At 53.9% G+C, this 12,501-nt stretch carries 8 protein-coding genes; 4 read left to right on the top strand and 4 right to left on the bottom strand.

Annotated elements, in window-relative coordinates; translation table 11 throughout:
* Positions 1–49: 49 nt before the first annotated feature.
* Both urtA and CPA50_RS02270 read right to left on the bottom strand, forming a co-directional pair.
* Positions 50–1,360: an urea ABC transporter substrate-binding protein gene (gene urtA / locus CPA50_RS02275; protein ID WP_096780855.1), complete on the bottom strand. Its 1,311-nt coding sequence runs from the start codon at positions 1,358–1,360 to the stop codon at positions 50–52.
* Between the two features lie 247 nt (positions 1,361–1,607).
* Positions 1,608–3,833: a diguanylate cyclase domain-containing protein gene (locus CPA50_RS02270; protein WP_096780854.1), complete on the bottom strand. Its 2,226-nt coding sequence runs from the start codon at positions 3,831–3,833 to the stop codon at positions 1,608–1,610.
* 339 nt (positions 3,834–4,172) lie between these two features.
* On the opposite strand from CPA50_RS02270, the gene ggpS reads away from it, so the two are divergent.
* The 4 genes from ggpS to CPA50_RS02250 all read left to right on the top strand — a co-directional run bounded on the left by ggpS (position 4,173) and on the right by CPA50_RS02250 (position 10,584).
* Entirely contained in the window at positions 4,173–6,446 is a 2,274-nt protein-coding gene (gene ggpS / locus CPA50_RS02265; protein WP_096780853.1) for a glucosylglycerol-phosphate synthase, read from the top strand.
* A 40-nt stretch (positions 6,447–6,486) separates the two neighbouring features.
* Complete coding sequence (gene gtfA, locus CPA50_RS02260) at positions 6,487–7,929, top strand: sucrose phosphorylase (protein ID WP_096780852.1); 1,443 nt, start codon at positions 6,487–6,489, stop codon at positions 7,927–7,929.
* A 181-nt stretch (positions 7,930–8,110) separates the two neighbouring features.
* The gene (locus tag CPA50_RS02255) at positions 8,111–10,192 is read left to right on the top strand and encodes a putative bifunctional diguanylate cyclase/phosphodiesterase (RefSeq protein WP_096780851.1); all 2,082 of its coding nucleotides are present in this window, start codon (positions 8,111–8,113) and stop codon (positions 10,190–10,192) included.
* A 146-nt stretch (positions 10,193–10,338) separates the two neighbouring features.
* On the top strand, positions 10,339–10,584 hold the full coding sequence (locus CPA50_RS02250) for a hypothetical protein (RefSeq protein ID WP_096780850.1): 246 nt from the start codon (positions 10,339–10,341) through the stop codon (positions 10,582–10,584).
* 69 nt (positions 10,585–10,653) lie between these two features.
* Here CPA50_RS02250 and CPA50_RS02245 read toward each other — a convergent pair whose 3' ends face one another.
* Together CPA50_RS02245 and CPA50_RS02240 are read right to left on the bottom strand one after the other, a co-directional pair.
* Positions 10,654–11,484, bottom strand: coding sequence for a mechanosensitive ion channel family protein (locus CPA50_RS02245; RefSeq protein ID WP_096780849.1), 831 nt, complete (start codon positions 11,482–11,484; stop codon positions 10,654–10,656).
* A gap of 78 nt (positions 11,485–11,562) precedes the next feature.
* Positions 11,563–12,387 carry a sulfite exporter TauE/SafE family protein gene (locus CPA50_RS02240; protein WP_096780848.1) on the bottom strand — a complete coding sequence of 275 codons (825 nt, stop codon included), beginning with the start codon at positions 12,385–12,387 and terminating at the stop codon, positions 11,563–11,565.
* Positions 12,388–12,501: the final 114 nt, after the last annotated feature.

Raw genomic sequence — 12,501 nt, 5'->3', positions numbered from 1 at the left:
GACGAGGAAAAGACCCCCGCCCGCAAAACAGTATTAACCTTTAAAAACTTTACTCCGTAGCGGCTTTTTCCTGGCCACCGCAAGTGCCGGTAACCACATTGAAGTTTCCGCAGAACATCGGCTTGCGCCAGTCACTGATCAGGTCCTTGGAACCCGGAAGGAAGTCAGACCATGCATCGCCAGCCACGGTAGATGCGGTTTCCCAGACTACGGAGAACTGGCCGTTGTCCTGAATCTCGCCAATGAGTACGGGCTTGGTGATGTGGTGGTTAGGCATCATGGTGGCGTAACCACCGGTAAGGTTGGGAACGGCTACACCGATGATGGCGTCTTTCACCGCGTCTACCTCAGCAGTGCCGGCCTTCCTGACCGCTTCAATGTACATATTGAAGCCGATGTAATGGGCTTCCATCGGGTCGTTGGTCACTGCGTCTTCGTTATCGGTATATTCAGTCCAGGCATCGATGAAGTCGTAGTTGGCGTCACTATCAACGCTCATGAAGTAGTTCCATGCCGCCAGATGTCCCACCAGAGGAGCCGTGTCTATACCAGACAATTCCTGCTCGCCTACAGAAAAGGCAACTACAGGAATGTCTGCAGCATCGATACCCTGGTTACCAAGCTCGCGGTAGAAGGGAACGTTGGCATCGCCGTTGATGGTTGAAACCACGGCAGTCTTCTTGCCAGCGCTGCCAAATGCCTTGATATCGGAAACGATGGTCTGCCAGTTGGAATGACCAAAAGGCGTGTAGTTGATCATAATGTCTTCTGCCGCCACGCCCTTATCCTTGAGATAAGTCTCCAGGATCTTGTTGGTAGTGCGTGGATAAACATAATCTGTACCTGCCAGAACCCAGCGTTCAACGCCAATATCGTTCATCAGGTAATCAACGGCAGGAATGGCCTGCTGGTTGGGCGCTGCCCCGGTATAGAACACATTTTCGGAGGACTCTTCGCCTTCGTACTGAACCGGATAAAACAGCAGTCCGTTGAGTTCTTCTATAACCGGCAGTACCGACTTGCGGGAAACCGACGTCCAGTTGCCGAAGATTACGTCAACTTTTTCTTTTGCAAGAAGCTCACGCGCCTTTTCTGCAAACAGCGGCCAGTTGGAGGCCGGGTCTACAACCACCGGTTCCAGCTGACGACCCAGCACACCGCCGGCTGCGTTCTGTTTTTCGATCAGCATCAGCATGGTGTCTTTCAGGGTGGATTCACTGATCGCCATGGTGCCGGAAAGGGAGTGCAGGATACCGACTTTAATAGGATCTTCGGCGGCAACAGCATTAAGAGAGATACTAAGAGATATAGAGACTGCCAGTGCAGAAAGGCCCAGCTTAACGTTCTTGTTGATTCCCATGTCGTCATCCTTTGCATTCTAGTGGGTTGCGCAGTTCGTCAGTAACACACCCCTGCTCTGCACGAGCCGTTCCAAACTTTAAAATCCCCTATATATTTCATATTGTTACAGATAAAACAGACAACATGAGACGGCTTATTTCTGGCGACACTGGTCTAAAATGGTGCGGCATAAAACTGGCCGCCCCAACATGGTGCGTAGCGGGCGACAGATAAGAATAGATAGCAGCTTCTCCGGGTACAGATTCTCAGCCTGTCTGTCGGGAAGCTTTTCTGGCGGTATTGATTATGAGGTCAGGCTCCAGGCCGTCGCGGGGATACTCTGCGATGCCCATACTGCATGAAACAAACAGATCCCGACCGTCTTCCAGCAGGATCACCGACTGCAGCGCACCGGCTATGCGGTCAGCGACCCCGGCGGCGTGTGCTGCGCCCTTACCAGGAAGCAGAACAATAAACTCGTCGCCGCCCCAACGGGATACGGTATCGTCCCTGCCGATGCATGCGCTAATCCTCTGCGCCACCTGCCAGAGCACTTCATCGCCACCGGAGTGCCCAAAGCTGCCATTAATCTGTTTGAAGCGGTCAATATCTGCATACAGGATGCTGACGATATCCTGCTGCCTGTCGGCCTGAAATATGGCCTGCTGCAGCCGGTCGGTCAGCAACAGCCGGTTAGGCAGGTCTGTGATCTTGTCGAAATGCGTCAGGTACTCCAGTTGCTGATTTTTCTGAAGGTTAGCAATAGCAAACGAGATGTCATCGGCAATCTCATACAGAAGCTTCATTTCGGCATTATCGAATGAAAACGGCTCGCACCGGTAAAGCACCAGAGCCGCGTCCATGGTTTTGCCTCTTGCCGTCAGCGGGAAACTGGCCATCGCCTGTATTCCGTGATCAACCAGATCCATCAGATCAGGGTTTCCATGCTCCTCTGCGAGGTTATTCCGGGTAACAACATTGTGCGCCTGCAGGCATTCATGGACAGCATCCGTTTCGAAACCGGATAGCTGCCGCACCTGGAATTGCTTGTCGTTAGTATGGGCGTGGAGAATCGTGAGCAGGCCCGAGCCCCTGTCGTGTTCCACAACCAGTGCTGCGGGCAGACCACCTTCTTCCACCGTTATCCACGTGACCTCTTCATACAGTGCATCGAGGGTCTGCGCACGAACGATCAGCGTATTGATCCCGCTCAGAACTTTATGAATGCGGTTGAGACGAAGAATTTTCAGCTCAGCCTCTACACGTTGGGTTATATCGAGAATCGCCGCGATAACGTAGCGACCATCGGCGGTCTGCACAGGGTTCAGAGCAATCTCGGCCCGGAACTCAGTGCCGTCCCGACGCAGGGCGAACAGGTCCTCACTATCCCCCATTACCCGTTTTTCCGGGCACTCCAGATACTTGCGTCGGAAATCCATATAGCTCCCACGGAGCCGGACAGGCATAAGATGCTCTATCTGCGTGCCAACCAGCTGACCTTCCGGGCAGAGAAACATGGAGTGCGCGAGCCGGTTAGCCATCTGAATGGTGCCATTTCCGTCAATCATGAGCGTGGCTACCGGGGAAGAATCCACTGTCGACCGGAAGCGCTCTTCCTCCCGGTTAAGCGCATCGGCGCCGAGCCAGCCGACAAAGACCAGCACCAGAATGCTGGACAGGCTGCTCAGTGCGAAGCCGAATGCCTCAGCATAATAACCGGCTGCCACGCCCAGCATACTGAGCCAGCCCATTAGCACCGGAGTCACAATAATAAATGGCAGAAGGCGCCGTAGAGAGCGTCCGCCAATGCAGGAGCTTGCAGCGGAGCTCATCAGGCCCTCGTGAGGCCGGATCAGAAGCATGCCGGTACCGCAGAGCACGAACAACGCTGCCGTGTGCAGAGCCATGGTAGAAAAAACGGGCAACCTGAACTGTCGTACGCCGAATATATACCCGATCAGAGCCGCGCCGCTGATGACGATCACAGCCAGGGCCAGGAGTTGCAATACGACTGTAGATCGGCGCAACGTCGTAACATTGGCCAGCCACGCGATGCCCATAAGGCTGAAACAAGCCGCTGTACCAGCCGACATACGCCCCGGCCAGTTTTCTGGAAGCGTTGCCGTATCCGGAATCACAAAATTATCGATGCCCAGCTGCCAGCCTGCCCCATACTCTAGAAGCGTGAGGCCAGACACCACGAACAGGACGAGTGCCAGAGACACAATGATAGCCACCCCGGCGGATGACTTGCCGAAGTATGGCTGGCGCCAGAAAAGGAAACCACAGACGAGAAAGCAGAGTGCCGTATTGAACTTCATTGTTTCCAGGGCGGGCAGCACACGCTTGCCCATCTGGACATCGAAAACCCATGCCATAAGAACCAGAGCACTGACTACGATGACCACCAAGCCAATACGGCTGATGATAGTACTGTAGATTCCCTGCGAATCCGTAACAGCAATGTTGTGCGGGTAGCTTATCCCTGGCATGCCATTTCCCCCTTTCCGTCCCGGAACGGGCTCGACGTTTCTGCCCCAGTTCGTCGGCCAATACATCACCTTAAACTTAGCACACTCAAGAGAACATGGGATTAAATGAATAGCCTGGACGAAGCCCCGAATTAACGCACCCCGCACCAGGCTGCACCATTTCACGATCACCCTGGCCCGTTTTATTCAACAACCCGGGTATTTTCCGGCAGAGCCCAGTTCGTTGTTTTTATGCAACTATTCAGTTAGTTCATGCACCAAATCCGTGCCTTCACACAACGGCCCGGTACAAATCCTGCAGGCAGCATAAGGAAACAGGCCAGACAGGAGTGCACTATCATGTTACTTGCCACGGATCTTGACGGAACCTTTCTCGCAGGTGATCCGGAAAATCGCATCCGGCTATACCAACTGATTGCCGCCCACCCGGAAATCCAGCTGGTGTTTGTAACCGGTCGAGGGCTTGAATCTGTACTGCCACTGCTCTCTGACCCCACCATTCCACAACCTGACTACATCATCTGTGATGTTGGCTGCACTGTGGTGCACGGGGATTCCCAGCAACCCATACAGCCGCTACAGGGTGAAATTGACGAGCTCTGGCCCGGCGAGCAGGTCATCGAAGCGGCGCTGGTGTCGTTCGAAGGCCTGCAGCGCCAGGAAGTCCCTCAGGAGCGCCGCGTTTCCTACTTCTGCCACAGCACAGCAGTGGGCGATGGCCTGAAAGCCAAAGCTGCAGCCCTTTCCTGCGATGTTCTGTTCTCAGGCGGCAAGTATCTGGACATTTTGCCCCGTGGCGTCAACAAGGGAAGCACGCTGACCCGGCTGATTGAACACCTGGGCGCTGACCCGGAAGCGGTAATGGTGGCTGGCGATACTATTAATGATCTGTCCATGTACCAGCAGTGTTTCAAAGGTGTGTGTGTCGGCGCCTCCGAGCCCCGCCTGCTGGAAGAAACCGAACACCAGGCTCGGGTATTCCATGCCGAAGCAACTGGCTGTGGGGGAATTCTGGAAGCCTTTGAACATTTCGGTTTTCTGGGCCATGCCGGTATAGACGCGGAGATCCCGGACACCATGCGACCGGGTAAATCTGATCTGGTTATCGTTTACCATCGCCTCCCCTATGAAGAGGTAGTGGAGAATGGCGAACTGATCCGCCGCCGGCCCCGGTCTCCGAACGGCATCATCCCCACTCTGTTGAGCTTCTTTGCCGATGGCAAGGCCGGTTCCTGGGTCGCCTGGTCAATTGACAGTCCCGAGCTGGGGCCCTTCCAGACTCATACCGAAGTAGACACCAGCCGCTATGAAAAGCTGGTGGCTGCTCGGGTAAAGTTAAGTGAGGAAGAAGTCGACATCTTCTACAAACGTTTCTCCAAGGAGGCTTTCTGGCCAACACTGCACACCTTCTGGGAAAGAGCTACCTTCCGGGACGACCACTGGCAGGTATTTCTCAAGGTTAACAAGCTCTTTGCCGAGCGCACGGCTGCAGAAGCGGCAGACAACGCAGTGGTCTGGATTCACGACTATAACCTGTGGATGGTGCCGGCATATCTGCGCGAGCTGCGCCCGGACGTAACCATCGCCTTTTTCCATCACACCTATTTTCCGTCTGCCGATGTGTTCAACGTGCTGCCCTGGCGCAGGGAAATCATCAGTAGCCTGCTTCAATGCGACTACATAGGGTTCCATATTCCCCGGCAGGCCGAGAATTTCGTCGATGTGGCCCGGGGTGTTACACCGCTGGAAGTCACCCGCAGAGCCGGGTGTGCTCCCCGTTTCCTGACCTATGGTTGCGCCGTGGGTCTGGACGAAATGAGCACCGAGATCAAAGTGAACGAACGCAGAATCGGCCTTGGCGCGCACCCGGTCGGACTGGACCTGAGCCGCGTTCGTAATGCCCTCTCCGATACTGATGTTATCGCCCGTATGGAAAGCCTCCGGGAGGAGCTGGCAGGTGTCCGGCTGATACTTTCTGTAGAACGTCTCGACTTCACCAAAGGCATTCTGGAAAAGTTGCACGCCTATGAGCGCATGCTGACAGAGCATCCTGAACTGAAGACCAAAGTCACCCTTATGCTGGTGTGCGTGCCCGCTGCAAAAGGCATGACTATCTACGAGGAGTTGCTGTCCCAGATTGAACAGACTGTGGGCAGCATTAACGGCCAGTTTGCTCAGGTTGGCTGGACGCCGGTGCAGTTCTTCTTCCGCGCCCTGCCCTTCGAGGAACTGGTGGCCTACTACACCATGGCAGATGTGATGTGGATTACGCCTCTGCGGGATGGCCTGAACCTGGTTGCCAAGGAATACATTGCAACACAAGGGCTTACCAAGGGCTGTGGCGTACTGGTGCTTTCAGAGTTTGCAGGGGCCGCCGCCGAACTCCGGGGAGCCATTCTCGCCAATCCTCACCACCCGCAGGACCTGGCGGATACCTGTTACTACGCACTGGCCATGGCCCCGGAAGAAGCCCGAAACCGGTTAAGCGAAGCCTTCGAAATAGTATGTCGCTACGACATCGGCTACTGGGGCAAGGAGTTCATCGACGCAGTAGAGCTGCGACGCATCAGCAAACTGAAAAAAGTCGTATCTCTGGGCCAGAGCGCGGCCTGATCAGCACTCACCCAAAAACTGATAACGCAGGAGCCGAGCCATGCTGCTCAAAAACGCAGTACAGCTGATCTGCTATCCGGACCGGATTGGCAAAGATCTGAAGGACCTTCACACGGTGGTGGAGAAATATCTTTCAGACGCCATCGGCGGGCTGCACATCCTCCCGTTTTTTCCGTCCAATGCAGACAGCGGGTTCTCGCCACTGACTCACAAGGAAGTAGACCCGGCATTCGGAACCTGGGACGACATCGAAGCCTTCACCCGGAAATACGATCTGTGTGTGGATCTGACGGTGAACCATATATCTGATGAGTCCCCGGAATTCCGGGACTTCATCGCCAACGGATTCGATTCCGAACACGCCGACCTGTTCGTACACATGGATAAATTCGGTGACATCTCCCCGGACGACATGGCCAAGATCCACATCCGTAAGGAAAAAGAACCCTTTCGGGAAGTGACCCTGGCCGATGGCACCAAAACGAGGGTGTGGTGTACCTTCACCGAACAACAGGTCGACCTGAATTACGATTCAGATCTGGCCTACAGACTCATGGAAAGCTATATCGGCTTCCTCACATCCAAGGGCGTAAACCTCCTCCGCCTCGATGCCTTTGGCTACACCACCAAACGCATAGGCACCAGCTGCTTTCTGGTAGAGCCAGAGGTGTACCGTATTCTCGACTGGATCAACCAGGTTGCCCTGAAGCACGGCGCCGAATGCCTGCCGGAGGTGCACGACCACACCAGTTATCAGTACGCCATCAGCCGACGGAACATGCACCCCTACGGCTTTGCCCTTCCCCCCCTTATGCTTTACTCACTGCTCGACGCCAACAGCGTTTACCTGAAGAACTGGCTGCGCATGTGCCCGCGCAACATGGTGACGGTTCTGGACACACACGATGGTATCTGCATACCGGATGTTGAAGGGGTACTCCCGGATGACAGGATCAAAGAACTGATTCATAACATCGACGCCCGCAGTGCAGACCCGATTCTGCGCCGTTCGGCGGCCAATATTCACAGCGTTGGCGCCATATACCAGCTTACCTGCACCTTTTACGATGCACTGATGCAGAACGATGACGCCTACATTGCGGCCCGGGCTATCCAGTTCTTCACCCCGGGCATTCCTCAGGTCTATTACGTGGGGCTGCTGGCCGGTTGCAACGACCAGGAACTGATGGAACAAACCGGAGAACTGCGCGACATTAACCGGCATTATTACAGTCTGGAAGAAGTGGATCAGGAGGTGCAGAAACCAGTGGTGCAACGCCTTCTGAGCCTGATGAAGTTCCGCAGCAACTACCCGGCATTCGACGGCCGGTTCGAGCTGAACTACTCAAACGACTCCAGTGTCGCCATGGCCTGGCGCCATGGCGATTATTACTGCCACCTGTTCGTGGAACTGAACTTTAAAACGGCGAAGATTGAATACCTTGATGTGCAAAGCGGAGAAACGAAGCGCCTGGACTGCTAGGCGCACAACTGCCATGTGAAATGTCATTCAAAATATACATTCTCTTCACGCAATAAAACATATCACCACTATCAAAGCAGGTTTTTTTTGCAATAACATACGCTCAATAAACTAAGCGTTGGACAAGCAGCTTTTGTTGTGTCTGCCGGCACCTGCCACCTCAATATTCCATAGGCTCAAGATGCTAGTAAGCAGTTACAATGAAGTGCTGGTTGCCTGTTCCATAATAGTTGCAATCCTCGCATCATACACCGCCCTGAACATGACCAGCCGGGTATCCAGCGCCTCAGGCCAGGCTGCTGTGTTGTGGCTGTTTGGCGGATCCTTCGCCATGGGGTTTGGCATCTGGTCAATGCACTTTATCGGGATGCTTGCCTTCAGCCTGCCCATTGATCTGGGATACGACGTTCCCCTGACGGTGCTTTCGCTACTCATTGCCATAGCCTCCTCTGCGCTCGCACTTTATCTGGTCTGCCAGGAGAAGCTGCCTTTGTTTCGCCTTGTCTCGGGTGGCATCCTGATGGGGCTGGGCATAGCGTCCATGCACTATGTCGGCATGGATGCCATGCTCATGAACCCCCAGATTTTTTATGTCCCTTCCCTGGTAGGGCTGTCTATCATTATCGCCATAGCCGCCTCCGTGGGTGCACTCTGGCTTGCTTTCCGCCTGCGCGAAGAAGACAGACAAGCCACATTTGGCCGCATGGGTGCGGCGCTTGTTATGGGCTGCGCCATCATCGGCATGCATTACACCGGAATGGCCGCATCCAGGTTCCCGCTCAATAGTTTCTGTGGCGCCGCCAACAGTGGCATCGATACCAAATGGCTGGCCACTCTGGTCATCATTGTAAGCCTCGCGGTCTTTGCCATCGCACTTATTGTGTCGATGCTCGATGTACGTACGAACCGACTGTCAGATTCGCTTGATAGCGCCAACAATGAGCTGATCAAGCTGGCCCTGCATGACAACCTGACCCACTTGCCAAACCGTGTCCTGCTGAATGACCGGCTGGAACAGGCGATATACAGGGCCGAGCGAAGCAACAGTGAGTTCGCAGTGCTCTTTCTGGACCTGGACGGTTTCAAAGCTATTAATGATATCCACGGGCACCATGTGGGAGACCTTTTGCTACAGGAAGTCTCCCGGCGCCTTCTGGGGAGCAAGCGGGAGGGAGACACGGCTGCAAGGCTTGGAGGGGATGAATTTGTCGTTCTTCTTGAGCCTGGCACACCGGGAAACTCAGCCATTTTTGCCCAGCGGTTAATTGATAAAATCGGGCAGCCTTATGAGGTTGCAAATCATCACATCCAGATATCAACGAGCATCGGTATTGCCATTTATTCCCAGGATGGCCAGACCGAGCATGAGCTGATGGTCAACGCAGACGCTGCCATGTATCACGCCAAAAAACAGGGGCGCAACGGCTACTGCTTTTTTGAACGCAGCATGAACACCAATGTGCATCTGCAAATGCAAATGCAACAGAACCTGCGACACGCGGCTGAACGTAATGAGCTGGTGTTGCACTATCAGCCCAAACTGATCGCACCAAACGGCCCCGTAACCGGGCTGGAAGCACTACTGCGGTGGCAAAGCCCTGAGCACGGCCTCCTGTCACCAGACCGCTTTTTGCCCCTGGCCGAGAGCTCGGGGCTGATCGTACCCATTGGTAACTGGGTTATTAACGAGGCCTGCCGGCAAATGAAAGTCTGGCACGACGAGGGGCATAGCGACTGGAGTGTGGCGGTGAATCTCTCCGCTGTGCAACTGGAACACGACAGTCTGGTAGACGTTGTCCGTTCGGCATTAATGCAAAACTCACTGGCGCCTTCACATCTCATGCTTGAAGTTACTGAATCCACAGCCATGCGCGATGCAGAGGCAAGCCTTGAAGTACTGAACAAACTGTCTGCACTTGGCGTATCTATTTCCATTGATGATTTCGGCACAGGCTACTCAAGCCTGCTGTATCTGAAACGCCTGCCCGCCAACGAGCTTAAGATCGACCGGGGTTTCATTACCGAGCTGGCTCAGGGCAACGATGATGAAGCCATCATTCAGGCAATCATTGCTCTGGGTAAAACGCTGGGCATGAAGATTGTTGCAGAAGGTGTTGAAACAACAGGCCAACAGGAGCTTCTGACCCGACTAGGCTGCAATACCTTGCAAGGCTACCTGTTAGGCAGGCCAGCGCCGCCCGAGGCACTGTCCGATACAATTAAGCAACTGGCCAGGCATTCTGGGCCAACGACTACGGCCTGATGCGCCGCATTGCGCAATTCCATATCCTGTGCTTGTATAAATGAGACAGATCAGCTGGATGGCTTAGCCGTTCACTCATCTACCCGCAGCGGGACCACCCGGTCTCAGGCGGTCAGGAATCACTGTTAAATGGAGTTGGCTTTGTTATGGCTTATGAAACAATTGATGGTCAAAAGTACGAAAAGGAACTACTGGATCTGGCCCGCAAACATACTACCGGGCAGGGAGAAGGCAAGTTGTCCAAAGATGAGGTGGCCGACCTCTTCAAATCTGCTCAGGACGGCACCAGCGTGACCGAAACCGAAAAGGCTACGCTGGCGTATATCCGCACAAACTTCGAGTTTACAGATGCCGCGGCCAAGGATTTCGACACAGCTTTCGGCAGGCTCTGATTCAGAAAACCGGTAATCGGGGCTTCGACATCCCCCGATTACCGCCCTGGCGTATTCCGTGTTCTTCAGTTATTCCTTTTCGTGCACCAGAATAACTTTCCGGTGGGGAAACGGAATTTCTATGCCTGCCTCATCGAGGGCTTTCTTGATCTGCTCAGGAACCGAGTACAACACACTGAAATAGTGTTCACCTTCGCAGAAAGGCCTGACCAGAAAGTCCACAGAACTGTTATTCAGGGTTTCAACTTCAACGAATGGTGCCGGATCAGCCAGAATGTGAGGATGACTGGCCAGAACGCTGTCGATTACCTTGCGGGCTTCATCGATGCTTTCGTTGTAGGCAATACCGAAATGCATATCCACACCCCGCACCGGATGGTGGGAATGGTTGGTAATCTGCTGCCCCCAGATCTGACTGTTGGGAATGATGATCTGCTGGTTGTCGAAGGTTTGCAGGATAGTGGTGAACATATCCACCTCCGTGACATTCCCGAACTTGCCGGCAGCATCAATAAAATCACCCACCTTGTAAGGGCGGAAGATCAGCAGCATTACGCCCGCCGCCAGATTCGACAGGGTACCCTGCAACGCCAGACCCACGGCCAGGCCAGCAGCACCCAACAAGGCAATGATGGAGGCAGTCTGAACGCCAAAGCGGTTCAGTACGGCAATACCGACAAACGCCAGGATGGTATAGCGAACAACACTGCCAAAAAACTTGAACAGGGTGTCGTCGAGTTGATCGTAATTTGCAGAGATATGAACAACTGACTTGTAGGCTTTGCCAGCAACCCAGAAGCCAATTACCAGGATGACCAGGGCCAGAAGGATGTTGGTTGCCCAGTCCAGAGCGGCGGGAAGGTATTGGTTGATGTCCAGCTTATCGATAAAATCCTGCATCGTATTACACTTCCTTATAGTGGAAGTTTATTAAAATAAATTAACTTCATTGAGTGCGCAACAGGTTTTCCTCTGAGATCAAAACAACACGCTGACCATCCCCACACTACTGACCACCAGAAGCACCACACCCAGCAACCGGAAAAATACCGGCGTTTCCGCCTTCACAATACGCTCGTGAAAACGCAGGCCTATCACATGCCCTATGGCAGCGCAGGGCAGCAGCCACAGGTGATGAATAAGCTGCAGATCAAGCCCTACCCAGATAAACGCCACCAGTTTGATCAGCACCAGAATGAACCAGAGGCCAAACAGTGTATCCCGCAGTTTCTCCCGAGCCAGGTGCTGCGCGGCAACGGCAATAACCAGAGGGGCGCCTATCAGCGAGGTGCCGCTGATGTAGCCACCAGCCATCAGCAGGGCCACATCCACGTTTTTGTTCTTGCTGCGAAACGGCCGGTTAAGGATGTATGACACTGAATAAACCGCGACAATCACAAAAATAATCGCGCTCAGCACATTTGCCGGCAACGTAAACAAACCAAATACACCGATCAGTTTGGGCACGATCATAATCCGCAGCATTCGCCACAAGTAGGGCCAGTCCACCGTGCCTTCCGGCGCATTTACGGCAACCTCCGGCCCAAAACCGGTTAATTTCTGGCGGTTTTTGCGGGCCTTTTTATCAGGAGAACTGCGATTGTTCATCCAGATGGTCAAGGATGAAAACACCAGCAGATGCACTGCGATTATCGGCAGGAACACCAACGGATCGTCTTTCACCAGCAGCAAAAATGGCAGCGACAACACTGCCCCGCCAAAGCCCAGCCCGGAGCGCACAAAACCACTCCAGATAAAAATGAGTGCGATCAGGGCATACTGAATTAGAGAAAGATCTGACATAACGTCCTGAGCGGCGTGAGAAATTTGTCCAAGTGTAACGGTTTTCCAAAAAAAACACCGGGCAAAGCCCGGTGCAGATTCATTTATATTTCTGCCAGAACAGCGTATTCAAAC

Source organism: Marinobacter sp. ANT_B65 (assembly GCF_002407605.1).
Taxonomy (GTDB): domain Bacteria; phylum Pseudomonadota; class Gammaproteobacteria; order Pseudomonadales; family Oleiphilaceae; genus Marinobacter.
This window is presented reverse-complemented; position numbering and strand designations above follow the sequence as displayed.